This window comes from Bifidobacterium apri (assembly GCF_009299485.1).
GTDB classification, from domain to species: domain Bacteria; phylum Actinomycetota; class Actinomycetes; order Actinomycetales; family Bifidobacteriaceae; genus Bifidobacterium; species Bifidobacterium apri.
In genome coordinates this window covers 179,558-202,867 of sequence record NZ_WBSO01000003.1, presented here as the reverse complement: position 1 = coordinate 202,867, position 23,310 = coordinate 179,558, and the positions used below count along the sequence as shown (strand labels likewise).

The window sequence follows — 23,310 nt, the reverse complement described above, 5'->3', positions numbered from 1 at the left end:
GGGAACACAACAGTCGATAAGTATATCGTTCCCCCTACCCAAACGCAACACGCCACCGCGCCGTATACAACAACGGTGGCCTGCCGGCACAAAACCGACAGGCCACCGATATCAGCCCGACGACAATCAGGAATTCATGATCTTCGTCAGTGATTGGAGCCGCTCGTTGTCGAAGAGCTTCTCCAGCGGGACGGCATTGCCGTCATAATCCGCAAGCGGAATACGCCAGTTCGGGTATTCGTTGTTCGTGCCCGGCTGGTTCTGCGCGCGCTTCTCGCCCACGGCATCGGTGATGGACGCCGCGATGAGTTTGCTCGGCGCGTCCTTGAGCCCGCGGTACAGCGCTTCGACGATCTGCTGCTCATTGGCCTTCTCGTCCTTAAGCAGTTCCGCATCAAGATAGCCATTGTCAACCAGCATCTTGAGCATCGCGTTGTGCTCCTTGGTGGCAGAAGCCTGGAACTCCTCGACCGGGCTGTCAAGCAGGTTGAGCTTCTCGCGGATCTTCACCTGCTCATACTCAAGATAGCCGTAGGACGGCGGCATATCGTGGGTGTTGACCGAGGCGAGCGCGTACTCGCGCCACGTCTTCGGAGCCTTGAACTTGCCATCCATCTGTTCGAACCATTCGACGGCGCAACCAAGCACGCCATGGCGTCCGAGCGACTTCGTCACGAAATCGGGGACCACGCCGAGATCCTCGCCGACGACCACGCCGTTGGCGCGCGCCGCCTCGATGGCGAGAATGCCGAGCATGACCTCGGAATCGTAGTACACGTAAGCGCCATGCTTCGCGCCCTTGCCCTGCGGAATCCACCACAGGCGGAACAGGCCGAGGATATGGTCGATACGGACGGCACCGGCACGAGCGAACATGCCGTGCACCATCTCGCGATACACCTGATATCCGGTGCGCTCAAGCTGAATCGGGTTGAGCGGAGGCTGGCTCCAATCCTGCCCCTGCTGGTTGAAGTAATCCGGCGGCGCGCCGACCGTGGCTCCCTTGGCGAAGCGCTCGGGGTTCCACCACACATCAGACCCGGCAGGATGGACGCCCACGGCCATATCAGCCATCAAGCCGATCTTCATGCCGGCATCCTTCGCAGCACGCTGCGCGGATTCCAGCTGCTCGCCGGCAATCCATTCAAGCCAGCGGTAGAACTCCAAGGTGTCGGGGAACTGCTTGCGCAGCGCGGCGACCTGTGCAGAATCCTTCGCGTACTTACGCTCCCAGTTATCCGGAGTGTCCTCGGGCTTGCCCCACTTGTCGTAGCACAGGCACCACGTGGCATAGGACTCGAGCTCAGCGCCCTGTTCCTTCTTGTACACGTCGAATTCAGCCTGGCGACCGGCAGGACGACCCGCCTTGAACACCAGCCACAATGCGCGCATCTTCATACGCCACATGGTGTCGCGGTCAATGAGCTGGGCGTCGCCGTTGAGCGGCTCGACCTGGGAGTGAAGCTCCTCGATCTGCTTGCGGGCGGCGTCGTCAAGCTGACGATACTCCGGGATCGATTCCGGACGGATATACGTGAAGTTCACAAAGCGGCGGCTGATCGGCAAGTACGGAGACGGGGTCAGCGGAGCAACCGGTTCGCTGCCATGCACCGGGTTGATCAGCATGAAATCGGCGCCGGTCTTGCGCTTGGCTTCCACCAGCAGGGTCTTGAGATCCTCGAAATCACCCACACCCCAGGAACCGTTGGAACGAATGGAATACAGCTGCGCCATCCAGCCCCATAGCTGGTTGTTCTTCATCGGGTCGATCAGCTCGATTTTTTCAGGCGCGCTGATCAGCGTGGCATCCTGCTTGCGGTCGCCCACACGCACATGCAGCGTGTGATAGCCAATCGGAAGATCCTTCGGGAGGGTCAGCGAGGCGGTCGCGATGAACGTGCCGTTCAGCGAATACGCTTGGGAACCGTCGCCTGCTCCGGCGACGATCTCGCCGTCATACTGCTGGCCGTTCTCAAGGGTGATGGTCGCCGACGGAATCTCCAGAATGCCGGTATTCACCAGCACGGAGTCCTCTTTGCCGACCGTATGCAGGACGGTCGGGGCGACCAGACGCGCGTGGCGCTCGTCGAGAATGGTATGGATGGAACGTTCGATGGCCTCATCGTTCGACGCATCCACGCCAAGCGCAGCCAACACCGCCACGAGGACGTCATCCTCGATTTCGTGGTAGTCGTTGCTTTGTCCGACATAGCTGGTGCCGATGCCGACGAGCTTGGCAAGACGAATCAGAGGACGAGCGAGGCGCTCATCGTTTTCGGTCTTCTCTGTCATACGTTCAAGTGTAAGCCCAAAAAGCGACCGGAAGAATACGAAATCTCGGATTCACCGATAGTTTTTCGGCATTTCAGTTCGATTCGACCGTCGAATCGGTCTCAAGCCTGTGTTTCGCGCATTGCGCCACAGACGCAGAGGCATCGGAACTTAAGCGTTGCAAGGTCTCTCGCGAGGCTCGCGGATTGAGCGCGACCGCACGGCGCACCATACCTGCAAGCACGACCGGAGCGCCGGGTTCGCACGACACGCCAAGCGTGGAGAGAAAATCCAGCGTGTCCGCATCGACTTCGGGGTTCTGCGCCCCCTCAAGACGCATCTTCCACGATGTACGGGGATTGCGTAAGGCGGCATCGCGCACGGACGGGTCGGGATCCTTGGTCAGGCGCCCCACCAGCCAATTCTTGTCATCCTGATTCGCGGCGACCGCACGACGCACCTGAGGCTCAGAATCTTCCGACAGTTTGACCAGAATATTCGGGAACGGCATCTCGGTGGCGAGAAACACACGATCCTCAAGCGGCGTGTGCTGGTTGCCGGCAACCGCCTCAAGCAATGCGGTCGCCCGGGAGAACGCCGCCTGCAGCGAACGGTCCGGCAACGGACGGCGCGCGAATCCGTGCAGTTCTTCGACATCATCGGTATGGCGCAGACGCTCATACGTGACCGTCAACGGCTCGAACGCCGGCGCCGCGCTGGCTGAGGTCTGGCTGTCCGCCTGGGCATCCTGACTGTCGACGGGCTGCCCGCCCTGAGGCTGCTGGTCTCGAGTCTGCACGTCCTGCGAAGCCGCCGACGCCTCTTCGTGTTGTGATGCTGTCATCTCACTCATGCCGTCACTCATACCCTCACTGTATCGCCCGGTGTTCGACACCGACCTGTTCGGCATGCACCGACCCGCGAAAAGCCTCAATGACACGAGTGTGGAATGCCGACGCCTTCGATTGCTCGATCAGGGCGTCAAGGGTAACGACATCGGTGTACTGTTCGTTGTCCTGCACGCCGCCGGATTGCGCAATCACATGCGTGAGCGTGTCGAGCTGCGGATAGGTGACAGTCATCCGCAATCGTACACAGGTGACGATTCTCGCGGTATTCGCCGCCTTGACCGCCAGGGCTGCAGCAGAAGAGTACGCGCGCGTCAATCCGCCTGACCCCAGAAGGATGCCGCCGAAATATCGGGTGACCGTCACCGCGCAATCGGTCAGATGATTGGCGCGCAGCACATCGAGAATCGGCTTGCCGGCGGTGCCTGAAGGTTCGCCGTCATCGCTCATGCGCTCGGCGAGACGCCCCTCGTCGCCGCATATCGCGGCATAGGCGACATGACGGGCTTTCGGATGATGCTGACGGATCGACTCCACGAAAGACATCGCTTGTGCCAGTTCGTCGACATGGCAGATGTCGGCGATGAACTCGGACTTCTTTTCCGTCAGCGACCCTTGTGCGGGAGCGGATGCGGGATCAAGCACTGTGAATGATTCAGCCATAGCAGATTCCACGATAGCGCATGGATAGCGATCGGCAGCATATCGATGGCACACGTGCGGACCTGCGCGGCACGGCGCACGGTGACACGCCGAGACACGCCGAGATACGAATGTGGGGCACACAATGTGAACATATGCATCAACGCAAAAAATGTTAACGCAAAACCGAAATAGTTATGCGGAAAATCAGGATGACAACGAATGCAGATTTCCATTGCTACCGACCATCGACGATTAGAAAATGCTGAAATTCCGCCATTGTGAAGATACAATGAAATTACGGAGACGGCGGACAAAGGCGTACCTCCGGCTCCGCACTACGTTTCGGCGGACGGCGCGGTCCACCACATTGCGGTATCGGCACGCGCAGCATCTCAACATCTCACCGGATCAACGATTACATACGAGAGATCGAGACGTACACCCGCCTGGAAGAGCCGCCGATGCAGACGGATCGGGACGTCGTGCACTCGGAAACGCAACAGCGAGTCCAGTGTCACCGGATTGAGGACATGCACAAACCAGCTACGCACAAGCCCCCTCCAACGTCAACAGTTTGAGAGTGCCAAATTCCGCAGTCTTGCACGTATGAAAAGGGCTTCCGGGATTGTCCGGAAGCCCATGGGCGGAGTCAGAGGGATTCGAACCCTCGAGCCGCTAAATGCGACTAACACCTTAGCAGGGTGCCCCTATCGGCCACTCAGGCATGACTCCATGTTGCACTGCTGAGCACAACATCACATTACCATACCACCTTTCGCCGACGAACGCACATCACGCCACGCCCATCGCCTTCCGCAGCCGAATGCGCGCACACGGCTTAGGATGGATGCATGAGCACCGCACCACGACTTCAAGCCGCCAAACGAGACTGGGGGCATGACGAAACCGGTTGCACGGTGCTGCATATCGACATGGACGCCTTCTACGCATCATTGGAAATCGCGCGCAACCCACAGCTCAAAGGCAAACCGGTGATCATCGGCACCGGTACGCGATCGGTCGTATCGGCAGCCAGTTACGAAGCCCGCGCATACGGCGTGAACTCGGCAATGGCGACCGCCCGCGCCCAGCAATTATGCCCGAACGGCGTATTCCTGCCTGTCGACATGCACTATTACCGCATGATGTCCCGTCGCATCTTCGACGAGGTATTCAGCCAAATCACCGACCAGATCGAACAGGTGTCCGTCGACGAAGGCTACATGGACGTGTCCGGCGCGCTGCGGCAATGGGAAAAACCGAGCCGAATCGGCGCATGGATTCGCGCTCAAGTCGCGCAACGTTACCACATCACCTGCTCAGTGGGCATCGCAGCCAACAAGCTCGTCGCAAAAATGGCATCAACCAACGCCAAGCCGGACGGCATGCTGCTCATCCCGGTCAACCGTCAAGCGCAATTCGTGCAAATGATGCCGTTACGCGGCATTCCCGGCATCGGACCGTCGTTGGAACGCAAACTCAACAGCTGGGGCATCACCAACGTCGCCGACCTCGCCACAACCAGCGAAACCGCGCTCGCCCAAGCCACCGGATCAACCATCGCCGCGCACCACCTGCACATGGCGGCATGGGGGCTGGACGACCGCACCGTCACACCGCACACGCCCGAAAAATCCATCGGTTCAGAAAGCACCTTCGACAAGGACACCCATAATGCGCGCCAAGTGCGCGGCCTGCTGCGACGCTGCTGCGACGAAGTCGCACGCTCGCTGCGCGCCCGCGGACTGATGGCCCGCACCATCACCGTGAAACTGCGGTATGCCGACTTGTCGTACACGACACGCGCAACAACCATGGATCATGCCACCGATGCGGCAAGCACCTTGTATCCGCAGGCAGTGGCATTGCTCAACACCACGCTGGGGCTCGCCCCCGACACGCCGGATACCGTGCCGCTGCCCAAGGAAATCCGGCTGGCCGGCATCAGCGCCAGCGCCCTGATTCCGACGCAAGGCGCAGTCATCCAGCCAACACTCCAAGACATGCTGGAAGAGCATGAATCATCAAGCGGCGAATCACGCTCGGATCGTCTCCGCGACGCCGAGCAGGCGATGGATGCCGTCCGGCAACGCTATGGGCTGGGCGCGGTCAGCCTCGGCATCGGCGAAGGACAGGACACCAGGCATCGCGCAGTATCCAACTCGCGTACCGCGCCAGCCCCACACCAACGTCACCAGGATTAACCGCCATCGCCCGTCCAACCGGGCTCATGGCAGTGTCAAGCGGCGTGTCGCAACGCCGAGCACGCCAGTTCGATGGTCTCATCATCTGCCGTGGACGACAAGCGCAACGAATCCGGCGCACCATAGAACTCACCGGGACTCGGGACGATGCCCAAATCGGCGAGCGCCGCCATATCCTGCCAACAGTCGCCGCTGAGCGCCTTGACCCACACGTACAGCCCGCCCTGCGGCATATGCGCGTCATATCCGTAATCGCGCAGCGCGGCGACGAGGGATTCGAGCCGATACCGGTAGCGCTTCCACTGGTTGTGCACGGATTCGACATCGCGTAATCCCGCCGCCATGGCCGCCTGCACCGGGCCGGGAATGATCAGTCCCAGCTGTTTGCGATACGCTGACATGCGCTTGAGGAGATCCGCGTCGCCGGCGACGAACGCGGTACGGTAGCCCGCCATATTTGACTGTTTACTCAGCGAATACAGCATCAGGATGTTCTTGGCGGTGCTGTCGCATACGGCAGGCGACAGCACGCATGGCGTGGAGGACAGCGAGAAGGAGTTCGCGGCCTGCGCCTCATTGGAATCATCATGGGTGGAGGCGGTGCGCCAGTCCATCATCGCGTAGCATTCATCAGACAGGACGACGGCATTGATGTCTCGCGCCGCTGCGACGATGCCGGCGAGCTGGTCGGAGGACAGCACCTTCCCTGTCGGGTTCGACGGGGAGTTTATCCAGATGGCCTTGACTCCGGGCGTGTTCCGCCAGGAATCCGTATCCGCGACATCATCGACCTTGACGACGGTCGCTCCTGCGATCTGCGTACCGATTTCGTACGTCGGATACGACACGCTCGGCTGTACGACGACATCACCCGGGCCAAGACCGAGCAACGAAGCCATCAACGCCACCGCTTCCTTCGATCCGACGGTGGGAACGGCACCGGCACCGATGGCGTCCATGTCGACGCCACGGCATACGCGCATCCAGTGGGCGATGGCTCCGCGCAAGTCGTCCGTGCCGATGGTTTTCGGGTATCCGAAAGCATTGCGTTCGTTTGCTGCGGCAGCCAGCGCACGCTGCACTGATTGCGGGACCGGATCAACCGGCGAGCCGACAGACAGATCAATTTGCCCGTTCGGCGTGTGCATGGCAGTCTGCCGGAATGTGGCAAGCTTGGACCAATCGTAAGTGTTATCGAATGCAGCGAATCCCATGACGTGAACTCCTCTCCGCTCCAGTGCAGGATGTGCCTGGGCTCCCCTCGCACAGCCGGTATTCGGCTGAACCGTGCCGGACGGGTATATGACGAAATATGCGAGGACGGCCGTCACACGACACGTGCGGCGACCGTCCAACACGGCTGAACCTGTTCAGGACTCCTGATTCTGCGGCGGCAGAGCGGCCACCTGCGCAGGATCCTTGCCGATCGGGCCGGCGGCGGATGCACCGCCCAAATCGCCGACCTCGTCGAAGAAACTCACCGCGGCGTCTTTATACCAAGCCCACTCCTCGGGAAGATCGTCCTCGTAGAAGATGGCTTCGGTCGGGCACACCGGTTCGCAGGCACCGCAATCCACGCATTCGTTGGGGTTGATGTACAGCGAACGCGAACCCTCGTAGATGCAATCCACCGGGCATTCGTCAACGCAGGCTTTGTCCTTGACGTCGACGCACGGCTGGGCAATGACATAGGCCATGGCTACCTCCTCATTCGCCTTCCACACTACCCACGGTCGGGGACGTGGCAGACGATGGTGCTGAGGCACCGGCATCCTGCGCTCCTTGCGGCAGATGATCGACCAGCTCGCCGTTGCCGAGCCTTGAATGCCGGTACGAGTAGCCAAAATAGATCAGGAAGCCGATGGCAAGCCACACCAGGAACCGCAGCCAAGTCAGCACGCTGAGATTAAGCATCAGCCAGAAGTTCGCAAGTGCGATGAGCACCGGCACCCACGGGTTGCCGGGCATACGGAAGGCACGCGGCAGATCGGGACGTTTGCGTCGCATGATCGGGATGCCAAGCGCCACCAGTGTGAATGCAGACAGGGTGCCAATATTGACCATATCCGCCAGAATATCGATATTGAAGCAGGAAGCGACCAGTGCGACGACCAGACCGACCGCGATCTGCAAGCGAGCCGGAGTGCCATGCTTGCCAACTTTCGACAGGCCACGCGGCAGCAGCCCGTCACGGCTCATCGCGAACACGACACGCGTCAAGCCGAGCAGCAGCACCATCACGACCGTGGTCAGGCCGATGACAATGCCCAGCGAAATGATTTTCGCCGCCCATGTCGCGCCCACCAGTTCGAAACCGGTCGCCAAGGACGGGCTGTCGGCTTTCGCAAGCTGCTTATAGGAAACCATGCCGGTGGTGACCACGGCGACCAGCATGTACAGCACCGTCACCAGCGTCATACCCAAGCCGATACCAAGCGGCACGTTACGCCCGGGATTCTTCGTCTCCTCAGAAGCGGTGGCGACCACATCAAAGCCGAGGAACGCGAAGAACACCAACGCCGCACCCGACAGAATGCCCGGAACGCCGTACACCGTGGGCTTCATGCCGGTCATCCACTGCCATAGCGGCTGCATCATCGCCCCGCTCGCCGAAGCGCCACGAACGCTGGAAGCCGGCTGCTCAGGCGGGATGAACGGCGTGAAATTACTCGCCTTGACGTAGAAGAACCCGACGATGACCACGAACAGGACGATGCCGATTTTAAGAACGGTCAGCGCGCCATCGACACGCGTGGACAGCCGGGTGCCCAGCACCAGCAGCACCGTGAAGAACGCGACGATCACCAGGGGCGCGAAGTCAATGGACAATCCGCCGACACTGACTTGCGTGGAGGTGTTCCAGCCGATCAGATGCAAGAAGTCGTTGAGATAGACACCCCAGTATTTCGCGATAACCGAACCAGCCATAAGCATCTCGAGGATCAGATCCCAGCCGATCACCCAGGCGACCAGCTCCCCCATTGTCGTGTAGGTGAAGGTGTACGCGGATCCGGCGACCGGGATCATCGACGCGAACTCCGCGTAGCACATCACCGCAGCACCGCATACGATGCCCGCAATCAGGAAGCTCAGTATCGCCGCGGGACCCGCATGATATGCAATCGCTTGGGCGCCCACGGAGAAAATGCCGGCGCCGACGGCGACCGCGACACCCATCATCGCCAGATCCCACACGCCCAACGTGCGGACCAGCTTGCGTTCGTTGTCCCCGGTCTCGACGAGTGTCTGCTCAACCGATTTGGTTCTGAAAAGATGCATACGGCAGTCAGGTCCTCTCATATGTGTGATTGTGCGATGCATGCGGTCGCCACGCCATGACGGCATCGTTCGTATGGCACGTGATTCTAATGCCGCCTGCGGTTGCGGACGCTGATGATGGCCGCGATGCGGTTATCGGCTGTGGGATGCGAGGAAAGCCCCCGGCGGCGTGATGGGTTTACCATGTGATGCCTACGAGCACAGGCTCAGGAACGAGGCGCACGCCGAACGCACGCTCGACGCCGTCACGGACGGTACGGGCAAGCAGCGCGATATCCGCGGCACGTGCTGAGCCACGATTGGTCAATGCGAGCGTATGCAGTGTGGACAGACTCGCCGGAGCGCCATCGGCGACGGCATACCCCTTATGGAATCCGGCATGGTCGATCAGCCAGGCCGCGGACGTCTTGGTACCGGGCGCGCCGGACGGCAATACGGCGGGGAACCGTGGAGCATCCTCAGGCAGCATCGTGGCTTGCGTGTCGTCAAGAATCGGGTTCATGAAGAAACTGCCGCAGCTATGACGGTTGAAATCCGGACCGTCCGATCCGGTCGTCTCACGCTGCGCTTGCAAGGCGGCCTTGACCGTATCCGCACGTTTGGCCCCCGCCATGGCTGCGATTTCGTACCGATGCGCGTCTTCAAGCATGCCTTTTGCGGCCCGAACATGAAGCACGGCCTCACGGATCGCCGCCACAGGCATGCGATCGCCGACCTCAACGCCGAGCGCCTTGCCCAGCTGGCCGTAGCCGACGGTACCCTCCGCTCCGCGATGCATACGGAACGTGACCGACAGCACGACGAACCGCGGGGTTGGGAACAGTCGGGAGGACGGCCGCGCCGGGGCATCGTACATGCTGGCTTTCAGCGCGGACATGCGGTAGCCGAATCGCAGTTGCTGTGTTTCGAGGACGACCGCACTCGACGTTTCGCGATCCCACGCCTCGACCTTGGTGACGCTGGAGGCGACTTCCTGACCGTATGCGCCGATGTTCTGTACGACTGATGCGCCGACCGTGCCGGGGATGCCGGACAGTCCTTCGACGCCTTCAAGACCCTGGGCGACGCTCGTGGCGACGAAATCATCCCAGTTGCAGCCGGCATCTGCGGTGACGGACACCGTGCCGTCCGCCTGCGGTGAACCGAACCGGATGTCGTGCCGGGCGTCACGCACAACGATGCCGTCGAACGGATCGTCTGCGACAAGAAGATTCGAGCCGCCGCCGATCACGCTGAGAGGCAGTCCGGCGGCATCGGCCTGCCGCACGGCGTCGATGATCCCGGCGCGGGTGTCAGGGGTCAGGAAGGTACGAATCGGCCCGCCCACGCCGATAGTGGTCAAATCGGCGAAGGTCGTGGTGCTGTGCTCTGTGGTCATACCCGCCATACTAGCCGCAGGCTTGCCGAGCCTGCGAGCCGCCTGCCGGCATGACGGACTGCCCCATATCCCAGTCTCCAGTCATGCCCCACCGACACGACGGACTCCCAGATATTCTGCTTCGTCGTGACGAACTCGCCACCCTTCAACACCTTGCCTCCACTGGCACATCGGGCTTCCCAATATTCTGCTTCTGCCGACGCTGACACCCCTCTCAGTGTCGGTAGAAGGCTGAGACGCCATGCGCCGCCTGCATCCGACCGCGTTCGTCTTGACACTCCCTCAGCTGCGCGGCAGAAGGGGTGAGACGGATACGCTCGCGACGGACCTGACGACCGGCGAACACATCTGAACGATGCGGATAACAAAAAAGCCTGACCGAAGTCAGGCTCTCTCGTAAGCGTGATGCCACGCTCGAACAGATTCAGCGGGTTTCGCGGTGAACCGTCTGCTTGCCGCAACGCGGGCAGAACTTCTTCAGCTCAAGACGGTCAGGAGTGTTACGACGATTCTTGGTCGTGATGTAGTTACGCTCCTTGCACTCCGTGCATGCCAGCGTGATACCCGGACGGATGTCGGCGCTCTTGCTTGCCATGTTGGTTCACCTCTGTGATCGATTGCTTACCGGCGTGTCCGCCGGCCTTTGTAGCGAGGAAGAGACTCGAACTCTTGACCTTACGATTATGAGTCGTACGCTCTAGCCAGCTGAGCTACCCCGCCATGAGAGCCTCGAGTGAGAATTGGACTCACGACCTCTTCCTTACCAAGGAAGTGCTCTACCACTGAGCTATCGAGGCGTGGCTGGTAATGGATTCGAACCATTGAAGCACGAAGCGCCTGATTTACAGTCAGGTCCCTTTGACCGCTTGGGAAACCAGCCCTTGCCGCCAGCGACCTAGCCGCAACCGGCAACTTGGCTATAATGGCATTTTTGCCGGACAAATGCAAATCAGGCGTGTCGCCACTACGGAACCGCAGCTCCAAATCCGCGGAATTCCAAGCGACACGCCGCGGCTACACACCCCGTGCATAGCCGCGGCGTGGCTGTGAATCAGAATCCAAGACGCTTGAGGTCGGCGCACACGCTGATCACCCGGTCGTTCGCCTCGCGCTCACCCACCGAGATACGGATGCCCTCGCCGCTGAACACGCGCACGGACAACGCCGCCTTCACGAAATGTTCTGCAGCTTCGTCAGTCCGCTCTCCGATCGGCAGCCAGAAGAAGTTCGCATACGGCTCGGGGAACTCCCACCCTTGCTCACGCAGCGCCGCGACCACTCGCGCACGCTCGGCGACCAACGCCTTGACACGCTCGTCCAGCTCATCGTAGGCATCCATGGACGCCAACGCCGCGGTCTGGGCGATTTCCGTCACACCGAAGGGAATGGCGACCTTGCGCATGCCATCGATCACATCCGCAGGCGCGATGCCATACCCGATGCGCAGGCCGGCGAGTCCATACGCCTTGGAGAAGGTCTGTGCGACCACGACATTCGGATATTCGCGGAACAGATCCATCGCGACATTCGTGTTTTCGGCGGTGTTGAACTGGATATATGCCTCGTCGAACAGAACCAGCACATCCTTGGGCACAGCGGCCATCAGCTTGCGCGCGTCCGCGTCAGACAACGACGTGGACGTCGGGTTGTTCGGATTGTTGACGATGACCAGGCGCGTACGCTCGTTGATAGCGGCGATCATGGCGTCGATGTCGTGGCTGCCGTCGGGACGATTCGGCACTTTCACACTGGCCGCGCCGGCATTCGCGACGATAATCGGATACGCTTCGAAGCTGCGCCACGGATAGACGACTTCATCCCCCGGACCGGCGACGAGATTGACCAGCTGGGTGATCACCTCGGTGGACCCGCAGCCGAGGATGACGTTCTCCGGCTCAACGCCGAACTGGTCGGCCAGCCGCTCGACGACCGCCGTCCCGCGCATATCCGGGTACCGGTTCATGCGGCCCACAGCCTTGTCGACGATGGCCTGTTTGACGCTGGCAAGCGGTTCGTACGGATTCTCGTTGCTGGAAATCTTGTACGCGGTCAGGCCCGGCGTCTTCGGTGCAGGCTTGCCTTGCTTGTAGCTGGGAATAGTATCGATGATTGCACGATGTAGGTATGCCATGGCTCAATCCTATACACAGCGATGTCAATCACCCCGTAACACACCCGTCGGAAGGCCACGATACGGACATCCGCCATCCGGCGTGTCGCCGAGAACGCGTCTGAGCGCACTCAGCGGCGTCGGAACAACGACATGGGCATGAATCGACGACGATGCTCCACAGCCGCACGCACCGCAGCGGCATCCTGGGGCGACGGCGCCGGCACATCGTCCCCGCCGAATACACAGGCGAGCGCATCATCGGCTACCCGTCCCGCCGCATCGCAGGCCAGCGTCCGCCTGACGATATCGACGATATCCCGATCCGTAGCGGTGGCCGGCCATCGCGCCCCGCAATCCCAAGCGGTGTCTTGCAGCTCGCGCCAAGCGCTGATCCATGCGGAACGCACCAGCGAATCCTGGACTGGCCGTGCCCCACCCGCCGCGCAATCGAGCGTCCGCAAGCGCCGCCGCCTCCTGTGTGTGCGCACACCCATCGGAGCGCAACACAACGCGCCCAAGCCCACGACCACCGTAAGCAGAATCAGCCATTGGCGAATCGACCTGCCGGTGAGCGACGTCTGCTGCTGATCTTGCCCACCAGAGGCTTGACCACCGGATGCGCTTGACGATGCCGACGAGGAAGCAGAAGCCGACGGCGAGGCAGACGGCGAGGCAGATGCGGAAGACGACGCGGAAGGCTCCGATGACGGCGTAGATGAAGCAGCCTTCTGCCCCTCGCCGGACGATTCCTCAGGAGCGGCCGGGGTCACATCGAACGGAACCCAGCCGACCCCCGACAGATAGGCTTCATCCCAAGCATGGAGCTGTTTCGCGCTGACACTGTATGACCCGTTCTCATCCACCACACCGCTGGTGCTGTAGCCGAGCACCATACGCGTCGGCACGCCGAGCGCCCGAGCGAGAATGGCGAAAGCGCTCGCATAATGCGCGCAGTAGCCGCTCTTGCGCTTGAGGAAACTGCCGACCATGGCGATATTGCTGTCGTCGCCGGTTGCATCGCCCGGCACATCAAGAGCGTACGTGAATCCGTTCGACGAGAAATACCTGACCAGATATTGCAACGCCTGTTCCTGCTCGCTGAATGTGGATCCCGTGGACGGTACGCCTTCCGCCTTCGCCTGGGAGACCACCGCCCTGACGCTGGATGGCAGCTTCGCCGGAAGCGACCGGTAGCGGGCGCGCACGGCCTTGTCCAGAGCATCGATGCGTGCGAACGGGTCGGAACCGTCGACCAATCCGCTTTCCAGCGCTACGGATATCATCGACGACAACGTCATCCCCGCCTTGTTGAACACCGCGGTGACGGTATCAGCGTCCGAAAAATCGGCGGCGCCCACGGTGGCGGGAATCGCGAGCATCCAGCTTCCGCTGTCCGCATCGCGCACGAGTACAGCACTGTCTTTATTCGGGTTGAAACCGATGGCATTGGCGAATGATGTGCTCAGCGTATACATGCTGGCGCTTCCCAGATCGTCGGAATCGGCATTGCCGCTATGCCCGTCCCGTGACCATTCGTAGGCGAGGGCACCGTCAAAGATGTCGGAATTCGCAACGGTCAGGATGCCGTCGCTGCTGACGACGGGGACGAGCATCACATCGCCGGCGAGCCGGGCGGCGCCGGAAGACACCCACCGGGCGCGTTCCGCATTCGCCGTGGCCGCAGGCGGCACAGTCAGGTGACCGGTGTCGCGCAACGCCGTCACCGCTGTTTCGATGGTGTCGATCTGTTGGAAACCGAGAGATGAAGTGATCGGATCGAGATAGATGCCCATGGTCGAATAGGATTGCCCCCGCTTCGTGACGGCGGTTCGTGATGTAATGCCGCCGGAGGAATTGTCAGTCCAGTCACCGCTGACACCGGAGTAGTCGAGCAGCAGACCGCCGACCGGCAAGAGGCGCGTGCTCAGCCTGTCAATGGTGATGTCGGTGGTGGCCACCTTGATACCCAACCAGTTGTTCGAAGCGTCAGCGGAACTGATGGATCCTCTGCCGTATGTCAGATACGTGGTAAAAGGCTCTGCCGCCGAGGAATACCCTCCCGATGACGCTGCAAGCTTGGACGCAGCCTGGTCAACGTCCGACTGCAGATTGACTGATGATGCGGATGTACTGCGACGATACAGATTTGCGCTCGCCGACAGCGTGTCGTCAAAGTTCCACGTTTCGCCATCGAAATCGTCGAGCGTCGCCATGCGCAGATATCGCGCCCTGTTGGACTGGTACGTCAGGGCGGTGGCGGACGAGCCCGTGGTCAAGGAACGTTTGAGATCGATCATCGGATTGATGGTCGTGGAACTGAACATCCCGCTTCCCGCATCGATGGCAAGCGGAACGGATTTCGCGAGGGTGAGCCCGGCAGACGTGCAGCATATCACCAGCACCACCGCCATCATCGACGCGACGCACGGCATGACAGGTGAAGCGTCATGCGGCCGGACAGCCCACCAAGCCAAAGCGAGCGACGCTGCAAGGAACAGGATTCCAATCCAGGGTACTTCCTGCAACATTGATACATTCGCGACCGTCCCGACGATGACGGGAACGATACCCAGCCACGGAACCGCCCCCGGGATGCCGGCAAGCAGCCGGGCAACCAGGATGACGCCGACGACGGCGATGATCATGGCGGCATCCGACGCGGCACCCATGTTCAGCGGAGGCACCTGCTCATACAACTGCCGGAATCCTGCTGCGATGACGTCGGCGAAGCGTTCCCAGGCTTGAATGACCGGTACACGCACGATGCTGCGCTCACCGGCCGCGGATATACGCGTATACACCGGGTGCCACGGCAGGAATCCGATGGTGTCGCGCAAGCGCAGGCCGGTGGTGATGATGCCCGCCATCAAGACGGCGAGCATGAATACTACCGCACGTATGACCGCCGCTGCATGCCTGCGCCTGACGCGTCTAAGGGTCGGGATTTGCGATGTGACAGCGAGTACGGCGACGCCGATCCGCGCGAACGCCGGCCACCACAGGTGCTCGCCTTGCACCAGCATCGTCGTCCATTGCACGGTCAGTTCCAAGGTCAGCGCCACGACCGCCGCCCGCAGCACCAGCGCTACGGCTTGTGTCGCAATCCATCCGGGCCGGTGGGATGGCTCTTCCAGTCCATGGGGCCGATTCGGCTTGCGCGCCCGAAGTCCTTGGCCAATCCGCCATGCTTGTCGGCGCCTTGCCGTTTGACCGCCCGCAGACCCATGGGCTTCGGCGGCATCATCCTGGTTGTCGTCCATCTCATGCGTGCGCATTCGGTACGGCGCCCGCTCGCCTCTGATGGTCACTGTCTGTATATTCGGCAGCCCCGCGGCGCGCAGACTTGCGACAAGACGGCCGTCCTTGGCTTCGGCTGTGATGACGACCACGCTGACCGGCATATGCTGGGCGGCTGCGGCACTGCACACGGTTGCCGCCATCTGATCGGCATCCCCGCCGGCCTGCAGCGAGGCGATCAGCCGCATGGCCTGGCCATAGCCTGTGGCAACGGCACGGCCGTCGGTGACGATCAGCTTGCCGCCGTGCCGTTCCAGCGTGTCACGCAGACCGGCGTACCGGCTCATCGCAGCATACGCGACGGCATCGGCTTGGGCAAGCGTCGCGCACGATGCCATATCGCATACGAGCATGACCGCATGCACCATACTGCGCGGGGCGCGTTTGACCACGAGACGCCCGGCACGTGCGCTGTGTTTCCACGCGATGCTGCGAACGGAATCGCCCGGCTCGTATTCACGCAAACCGGCGAATCCGAAGGCCGTCCGGCCTCCTCCGCGTGCGCTTGAGGCGGTTTCGCCGGCTGTCACGTGTACCGGTCCGGGTTCGGGGAGAATCACCAGTTCCGTGTCATCGGGAATGACGGTGCGCACGAAGAACAGACCGAGCGGTTCATGCCATGATGTGACGATGCCGACCCGCCGGTACCATCCTCGCTTGACCGGGTCGGCGCCGACATACTCCCGCGGATTCAACCGGATATACGCGTCAACGGTGTGGGTGCGTCGGGGCAGCATCATCGCCCGGCACATCCGGCGCCATCGTGGAACCCTGACCGTATCCGATGCGGCATCTGAAACCGTGCCTGTGTGCATCTGCCGTTCGGATCGGATATGCCGTACCGCAAACGATTGCATAAGCGCGCAGCATCCTGCCATGATCCACACCGCCGTCCACGCAATGGCGGCAGCGACCAGCACACGAATATCATAGGCAAACGCGGCAAGCCATAACGCCGCCGCCGCGACCCCGGCAAGCACCCCCATCACTCCTGGGCGGACACACCCGTGACGCATACGCCACGGCACTCCCGCCCGACGCAACCGGGCCTGGCCGGATATGCGCCGAGGCTGTCCGCCACCGGCTGACGATGCGGCGGTCATGCGGTTCACCTGTCGTCCACACGCGGAACCGGCGTGCGATCAATCAACGTGTCGATCAGCTGACGCGCCAAACCGGTCGGGGCGGTCCCGTACCCGGCATCCTCAAGCACCAACCGATGCGGCAACGCAAAAGGCGCCGCCCAACGCACGTCGTCGGGAAGCACAAAATCCCTGCCCTCATACAGCGCCTTCGCACGGGACAAGGCGGCGAGCTGCAGGCTGCCACGCGGCGACACGCCAAAGGCGACGCCTTCCATGGACCGGGTGGCGGCGGTCAACGACACCAGATACCGCGCCACCGGTTGTGCCACCCGTACCGCGGCGCACGTCTCACGTATCGCCTGCATCTGGTCGACATCCGCAACCCGGTGGAGTCCTTCCAGCGGCCGGGACGCATGGTCCGACATCACCATCCGCTCTTCCGTATCGGCTGCAGGATATCCGAATCCCATGCGGATCATGAACCGGTCAAGCTGCGCTTCCGGCAACGGATACGTCCCCTCAAGCTCAATCGGGTTTTGCGTCGCGATGACGATAAACGGCTGCTCAAGATGATGGGTCTGCCCATCGACGCTGACCTGCCCCTCGCCCATCGCCTCCAATAACGCGGATTGCACCTTCGGATCAGCTCGGTTGATTTCGTCGGCGATGATGATATTGGCGAAAATAGGCCCCGGATGAAACGCGAAGGACTCTGTGGCCCGCGAATACACATTCATGCCCAGCAAGTCGCCCGGCAGCAAGTCCGGAGTGAACTGGATGCGCCGCACCGACCCGCCGATCACCGTAGCGAGAGCCCGCGCCAACGTGGTTTTGCCGACCCCGGGAACATCTTCGAGCAGGACATGGCCGCCGGCTGCGAAGGTCAGCACCGTCGTCTCCACCGTCTCGCGCGGACATGCAAGCACGGTGTTCAAGGTATCGGTAACGGCATGCAAGATGTCTCGCGCCTGTGGGGTTTCCATCGAAGTGACCATATGCCGTCCCCCGCCTCGTAGCAGATGTCGTGTCGGAGCGCACGACCACGGTTATTTTACCGCCTGGACGGTCTCATGGCGAGCCGGATTGCCATGACATCACGGAAGTCAAGACAACAAAAAGGCCCCGGCACCAGCCGAGGCCTTCAATGACGCGGAACGTCAGTTCAGGATTGCGAGCACGTCGCGGGCGGAGACGATCAGATAGTCCTCACCCTGATAGTGCACTTCGGTGCCGCCGTACTTGGAATACAGCACCTTATCGCCAACCTTGACATCCATCGGGATGCGCTCGCCCTTGTCGTCGCGACGACCGGGGCCGACAGCCAGCACTTCACCCTGCTGCGGCTTCTCCTTGGCGTTGTCCGGGATGAACAGGCCTGAAGCGGTCTTGGTTTCGGCTTCCGCCTGCTTGACAATGATCTTGTCTTCCAACGGTGTGAGTGAGATCGACACTGTGGACCTCCTCTTTCTAAGAGAAATCGATACTTCCCGCGCCAGGACATCGCTTTCAAGAGGCTGACGATCACTATCGGCGCCGTCCCTTTGCGCTACACCTCATCGTAGCGCGTTGTTAGCACTCTGCCAACTCGAGTGCTAACGCTGAGAGTGAAACACTTGGAACCACAACGATTACGGGACTCACGAGGAACGCCGTGCGAGGACGGCACGCAAATCATGCCCCAAAGAATCCGTCGTTTCCTCAGGCACTTCCACATGGGCGGTGGACTCGGCATGATGGAAGGATTCCGCATTGTTCAACGGGGCATCATCGCGATGTTCCGACTTCGGCTCCTGCGCATGATCCTCAGCTGGAACCGCTTTGGCAACCTGACGGGTGGACTTGATTTCCAGACTTTCCGGAGCTTCAGTCTTCGCAGGTTCTTCGACATTGCGCGGCGTTCCCCAAGAGAACGAGATGAGGTCCTGATGCCGCCCAGCAGCCATGTCGAACACGTCCAGCGATGATGCGGGGTTCACTTGACTGAGTTCGAGCGTTTGATCGGAAGGCTCGGTAGATTCGGTCGATTCGGTCGATTGAGCCTGCTCGGCCGGCTCACCAGACTCCGCAGATTCGGTCGATTCCGCTTCCGCAATCCCCTCATCCGCCACGTCACGCACGGATGCGCTTGCACGCTCGCCGTCATGACGGATATCCCCAGCCGACTCGGCGTCAACCTGTACCTGCTGTCGCTGCTCGGCGACATGATCACGATCGGCAGCATCAGCTGGCGCAGCGGTCTTACCGGTTTCAACCGGGCGGGAAGCCTTGAGCGCCAACTTCCGATCACGTTCCGCCATACCCTGTTCGACGGCACGATGAATCTCCTGCTGCTCCATCAATGATGTTTCCACGGCATCAGCTTGAGTTGCGGGCGCCTGCTCTGCCTGTCTGCGTGCGACTGCATCGGCAGGATCATCGGCCGCCGCGGTTGTTTCGACACCAGCTACAGCTTCCGGCTGCCGCCCCTTGAAGCTCGCTTGCGCCCTGCGCTCGTGCGCCAACAACGCGGACACCTTGCGCTCCCACGCACGTGCATGCCGGCTCGCCCGCGCCCCCAGAGCAACCGTCAATACCAATAATCCGGCTGGAATCAGCACGAACAACGGAGAGAAACGCAACACATAGGACAGCACGCCGACAACAGCACAGGCAAGCAACAATACGCACACGATGACACGACGACGGCGTATTGACGCCCTGCGCAGACGACGAACCTCAGCGATATGCTCCCGGGACACCCGCGTCCCTTGTGCCTGTGCTGGCCGCATCACAGCCCCTTTCGTCACCGGCGAATGACCGTCCGAAAACCTCGTTCCGCTGTGCTCATCAATCAGATGCAGCGACGGCGAATATTTGTCCTGACGACGCCTGACCACCCGCTTCATGCTGTCGACTGTCCTTGTGGGCAGCCACCCGATGATGAAGATCATCAGCACCGCAAGCACAACAATAGCGCTGATACCCTCATAATCCATAATTTCTTACAATAGGTGACCAAGCTGAAAATAGCAGCAGAACCCCCGGGCGTGTCGTATATCCATGACATGTGATCGCCCGCCGGATGACACCATCATCGTGGTGCGCTCCCGCTCCATGCCGGTGCGCCCGTGCAGGGTCGCATCACGCGGAACAGCCCAGTCATCAAGCGGCAGCGCGCGGCACTTGCCCATGTGCAGCCAATGCCGCGGCAAGCCCGCCCGCCGGACGGTCCTGCGCGAACAGCACATACGATTCATGATCGCGCCAGCGGCCGTTGACATGCATGTACTGCCGCCGCAACCCTTCATCAATGGCGCCCAGCTTCTGCGCCACCCGTCGCGAACGATAATTGTCGGGGATGATGGCGATCTCAATGCGATGCAAACGAGGACCATCCGGGCAATCGAACGCCCAATCCGCCAGCATGGCGACCGCAAGGGGCGCGATACCCCGCCCCGCAACCGCCTCATCAACCCAGTACCCGGCAAGACCGGAGCGCATCGCGCCATAGGTGATGGCGCCCAACGACACCTGTCCGACGATCCGCCCGTGTTCTACAATCACAAACAGCGCGCCCGACCCCTCGCGCTCCCTTCTGCGCAGATCGCACACCCACTGGTTGAATGTCAACCCCGGACCGCCCAGCGGATCGTCGGAATCCCATGGGGAGAGCCATGCCTGATTGCGCCAGCGCAAGGCTTGCAACTCATCCTCATCGTCAAGTGTGCAGGGCCGCAGTCCAATCGGCGTGGCACCGGACGGGGCGGTCAAAGTCTTAGGCATCACGAATTCGCGCGGCCGCCTGTCATGCATGATGCCGCGTAATGATTGCAAAACAGACATCGCTTTCATTGTGCCACATCTGCGATGCGATGCAAGGCGGGGCACCGTTTCCAAGCATCGTGGTATCCGTTGGGGTATGAGCACCTCAGATTCCGACAATCCCACACCGGCCGCAGCCGTCGCCGCCGGCCGTGCGCAAGCGAAACGCGTTGCACGCCATCGCGCCCTGCAACGCCGCGCGACGCTCACCGAACAGGACTTCACCGATGCGCGACCAGCCCTCGTCTCCAATGCAGAACCACTGATTGCGGCGCTCCCTCGCGCAGCGACCGTCGCAGCCTATGTGTCCATGGGTACGGAACCGCCGCTTGCCGGAATACTCGAACGCCTCATCGACCGGGGCATCCGCGTGCTGGTTCCCCGGCTTGGATCAGGCCGGGAACTAGTATGCGCCTGGAGCGAGTTGGAGAGCCTGGATCGGCTTCATGACATGCCTCGCAGCGCGTCCGGAGGATTGCGCCCGCGCGAACCGTCTGGTCCGACTCTTTCCGCAGACAGCCTTGGGCAAGCAAGCCTGATCCTTGTCCCGGCGTTCGCCATCGACCCGCACGGATTTAGATTGGGGCGCGGCGCGGGATGGTACGATCGTGCCCTCTTGCACGCCTCACCCGCCGCCACGATCATCGGCGTGTGCTGGCCTTGGGAGGCGAGCGTCGATGATCTGCCGCATGACCCGCATGACGTGCCGGTCGGCGGCATCCTCACCACCGAACACCTGGACATCTTCGACTGATCTGCGGCACTCGTCCCGGTTCGCAATACGAGAACACCACGAGTGTCACTGAATCGACTAGGATATGTACGGATTACGAAACGTACCGACCTGTCGATTCTCGTGGAGGAAATACCGTGCCGACTTATCATTACCGTTGCAAGAACTGTGGTTATGATTTCACCGAACAGCAGTCGTTCAGCGACGACCCGATCACCGTATGCCCGCAGTGCGGACAGGAGCGCGTGCACAAGGTCTATGCCGCGCCGTCCATTGAATTCAAGGGCAGCGGCTTCTATCGCACCGACAGCGGCAGCTCCTCGAAGTAGCCGGCAATCTTGCGTCTGACCTGAACTGAGCTGAACGCAGCTGAACTCAAGTCCAGACGACATCAATCATGCGACGCCTCCGCGGGCTGTTCTGCGGAGGCGTCGTCGTATTCGGATGTGCTAGGCAACGCAATGTACGCGGGTCTTGGCCGCCACCCAGCGTCGGCACAACCTTCTGCCGACGCTCACACACCACTCAGCGTCGGCACAACCTTCTGCCGACACTCACACACCACCCAGCGTCGGCAGAAGCAGAACCACAACCCACAACCGACGCTCACACTCGCCCCCACCCCAACGTCGGCACAAGCGGAGACACGGCGAGGCCGGGAATTGAAGCGCCGTCCACGGGGATTGTGGATCGGCACGTAACCTTTGACCACATTCCCCGGCAGGGGTTGCGCAGCCGCGTTCCAGCGTGGTCGGATGATGGTATGGAATCATCACAGAGCACTTTCACAACCGCGTCCAGCAAGAGCGGAACCATCACCAAACGCAACCACCGATGCGCAATGAGTCTTGCCCGCCGACGGCTCGTCGCCCGGATACGCCGGCTGGCGAGCGTACTGCTCGTAGGGTTGGCGGTGTTCAGCGCGCTTCAATGCGTCATGGCGACGGTGCGCACCCAGCCCATGCTCGTCACGACAACACACGTCTCACGTGGCGAACGCCTCCGAGCCGCGCATCTGTCCACCATCAGTGTGCCCGTGCATCCCTCATTCGACCAAGCTCCGGCGACACCGGAAGACGTCGAATCGGCTATCGCGCTCGTGGATATGCCAGCCGGAACCCTCATTCTGGCATCACATATCCGCGGCCGTCCTGTGCCGCCGGATGGTTCGACCGTCATTGAGACTCTGCTTGCCAGTCATCCCGACGGCATGGATGCGGGCGACACGATTGACGTGATTGTAGGCCAATCCTGTCCGGCAATCGGATATGCGAATGCAGAACCGGCTGAAGCCAATGACCGTGAAGCTCCATACCCGTCCGACGAAACAGGCACGCAGCCTTCCGCAAGCCAGCCAGCGCAGTCTTCAGCTCCGCCAGACAGTACGCTCGACCAGCAGTGCGTAATCGCCAGCCAGGCTACGGTCATCACCGTACCGTCAAACGACGCCCCGCCCGGCGTCGACAGCAAGACATCCATCGCCATGCGTCCGGAAGAAGCGCTCGCGCTGATGCGGTTGCCGGACGGCCTTCCGGTCATCGCAGCACGCTCCCAAACGCCATCGACCCCCTCAACCGTCACCGGTTCCTCAAACGCGCCAACCCTCGTAGGCACGGAACGACAACGCTGAGCGATGCCTGCTCAACAGCATCCGGT

The 23,310-nt window shown here is 61.4% G+C and carries 18 protein-coding genes and 4 tRNA genes; 4 read left to right on the top strand and 18 right to left on the bottom strand.

What is annotated here, in order from left to right; all coding sequences use genetic code 11:
• Positions 1-126: 126 nt before the first annotated feature.
• The 4 genes from malQ to DSM100238_RS03380 form a co-directional block, all read right to left on the bottom strand.
• Positions 127-2,292 (bottom strand): 4-alpha-glucanotransferase, encoded by a 2,166-nt coding sequence (malQ, locus tag DSM100238_RS03395; RefSeq protein WP_152355318.1) that lies wholly within the window; start codon positions 2,290-2,292, stop codon positions 127-129.
• Positions 2,293-2,365: 73 nt separating this feature from the next.
• Positions 2,366-3,136, bottom strand: coding sequence for an AbrB family transcriptional regulator (locus DSM100238_RS03390; RefSeq protein WP_205730675.1), 771 nt, complete (start codon positions 3,134-3,136; stop codon positions 2,366-2,368).
• Positions 3,137-3,140: 4 nt separating this feature from the next.
• On the bottom strand, positions 3,141-3,782 hold the full coding sequence (locus DSM100238_RS03385; RefSeq protein ID WP_152355316.1) for an IMPACT family protein: 642 nt from the start codon (positions 3,780-3,782) through the stop codon (positions 3,141-3,143).
• 626 nt (positions 3,783-4,408) lie between these two features.
• Positions 4,409-4,496: transfer RNA gene (locus tag DSM100238_RS03380), tRNA-Ser, on the bottom strand.
• Between the two features lie 119 nt (positions 4,497-4,615).
• Between DSM100238_RS03380 and dinB the strand changes: the two genes are divergently transcribed.
• The gene (dinB, locus tag DSM100238_RS03375) at positions 4,616-5,968 is read left to right on the top strand and encodes a DNA polymerase IV (protein WP_152355315.1); all 1,353 of its coding nucleotides are present in this window, start codon (positions 4,616-4,618) and stop codon (positions 5,966-5,968) included.
• A gap of 35 nt (positions 5,969-6,003) precedes the next feature.
• On the opposite strand, the gene dapC is transcribed toward dinB, so the two are convergent.
• The 14 genes from dapC to DSM100238_RS03305 all read right to left on the bottom strand — a co-directional run bounded on the left by dapC (position 6,004) and on the right by DSM100238_RS03305 (position 20,951).
• Positions 6,004-7,182 carry a succinyldiaminopimelate transaminase gene (dapC, locus tag DSM100238_RS03370; protein WP_152355314.1) on the bottom strand — a complete coding sequence of 393 codons (1,179 nt, stop codon included), beginning with the start codon at positions 7,180-7,182 and terminating at the stop codon, positions 6,004-6,006.
• A 156-nt stretch (positions 7,183-7,338) separates the two neighbouring features.
• Positions 7,339-7,665 carry a ferredoxin gene (fdxA, locus tag DSM100238_RS03365; protein ID WP_015450985.1) on the bottom strand — a complete coding sequence of 109 codons (327 nt, stop codon included), beginning with the start codon at positions 7,663-7,665 and terminating at the stop codon, positions 7,339-7,341.
• A 10-nt stretch (positions 7,666-7,675) separates the two neighbouring features.
• A complete protein-coding gene (locus tag DSM100238_RS03360) occupies positions 7,676-9,247 on the bottom strand; it encodes an amino acid permease (RefSeq protein WP_167511024.1) in 1,572 nt (523 codons plus the stop codon).
• A 178-nt stretch (positions 9,248-9,425) separates the two neighbouring features.
• Entirely contained in the window at positions 9,426-10,625 is a 1,200-nt protein-coding gene (locus tag DSM100238_RS03355; protein ID WP_152355313.1) for a UDP-N-acetylmuramate dehydrogenase, read from the bottom strand.
• A 424-nt stretch (positions 10,626-11,049) separates the two neighbouring features.
• Positions 11,050-11,220 (bottom strand): 50S ribosomal protein L33, encoded by a 171-nt coding sequence (gene rpmG / locus DSM100238_RS03350; protein ID WP_003814458.1) that lies wholly within the window; start codon positions 11,218-11,220, stop codon positions 11,050-11,052.
• A 51-nt stretch (positions 11,221-11,271) separates the two neighbouring features.
• Positions 11,272-11,345: transfer RNA gene (locus tag DSM100238_RS03345), tRNA-Met, on the bottom strand.
• Positions 11,346-11,350: 5 nt separating this feature from the next.
• Positions 11,351-11,422: transfer RNA gene (locus tag DSM100238_RS03340), tRNA-Thr, on the bottom strand.
• Position 11,423: 1 nt separating this feature from the next.
• A tRNA-Tyr gene (locus DSM100238_RS03335) sits at positions 11,424-11,505 on the bottom strand.
• A gap of 171 nt (positions 11,506-11,676) precedes the next feature.
• The gene (gene hisC / locus DSM100238_RS03330; RefSeq protein ID WP_152355312.1) at positions 11,677-12,756 is read right to left on the bottom strand and encodes a histidinol-phosphate transaminase; all 1,080 of its coding nucleotides are present in this window, start codon (positions 12,754-12,756) and stop codon (positions 11,677-11,679) included.
• 110 nt (positions 12,757-12,866) lie between these two features.
• The gene (locus DSM100238_RS03325) at positions 12,867-17,021 is read right to left on the bottom strand and encodes a transglutaminaseTgpA domain-containing protein (RefSeq protein WP_167511012.1); all 4,155 of its coding nucleotides are present in this window, start codon (positions 17,019-17,021) and stop codon (positions 12,867-12,869) included.
• A gap of 122 nt (positions 17,022-17,143) precedes the next feature.
• Positions 17,144-18,115 carry an AAA family ATPase gene (locus DSM100238_RS03320; RefSeq protein ID WP_152355310.1) on the bottom strand — a complete coding sequence of 324 codons (972 nt, stop codon included), beginning with the start codon at positions 18,113-18,115 and terminating at the stop codon, positions 17,144-17,146.
• 162 nt (positions 18,116-18,277) lie between these two features.
• Positions 18,278-18,571 (bottom strand): co-chaperone GroES, encoded by a 294-nt coding sequence (groES, locus tag DSM100238_RS03315; protein ID WP_015450992.1) that lies wholly within the window; start codon positions 18,569-18,571, stop codon positions 18,278-18,280.
• Positions 18,572-18,757: 186 nt separating this feature from the next.
• Positions 18,758-20,095 carry a 6TM ABC transporter family protein gene (locus DSM100238_RS03310; protein ID WP_152355309.1) on the bottom strand — a complete coding sequence of 446 codons (1,338 nt, stop codon included), beginning with the start codon at positions 20,093-20,095 and terminating at the stop codon, positions 18,758-18,760.
• Between the two features lie 166 nt (positions 20,096-20,261).
• Positions 20,262-20,951 carry a GNAT family N-acetyltransferase gene (locus DSM100238_RS03305; protein WP_152355308.1) on the bottom strand — a complete coding sequence of 230 codons (690 nt, stop codon included), beginning with the start codon at positions 20,949-20,951 and terminating at the stop codon, positions 20,262-20,264.
• Positions 20,952-21,018: 67 nt separating this feature from the next.
• On the opposite strand from DSM100238_RS03305, the gene DSM100238_RS03300 reads away from it, so the two are divergent.
• From DSM100238_RS03300 to DSM100238_RS03290, 3 genes are all read left to right on the top strand, one after another.
• Entirely contained in the window at positions 21,019-21,675 is a 657-nt protein-coding gene (locus DSM100238_RS03300) for a 5-formyltetrahydrofolate cyclo-ligase (RefSeq protein ID WP_152355307.1), read from the top strand.
• A 116-nt stretch (positions 21,676-21,791) separates the two neighbouring features.
• Entirely contained in the window at positions 21,792-21,983 is a 192-nt protein-coding gene (locus tag DSM100238_RS03295) for an FmdB family zinc ribbon protein (RefSeq protein ID WP_152355306.1), read from the top strand.
• Between the two features lie 434 nt (positions 21,984-22,417).
• The gene (locus tag DSM100238_RS03290) at positions 22,418-23,284 is read left to right on the top strand and encodes an SAF domain-containing protein (protein ID WP_167511010.1); all 867 of its coding nucleotides are present in this window, start codon (positions 22,418-22,420) and stop codon (positions 23,282-23,284) included.
• Positions 23,285-23,310: the final 26 nt, after the last annotated feature.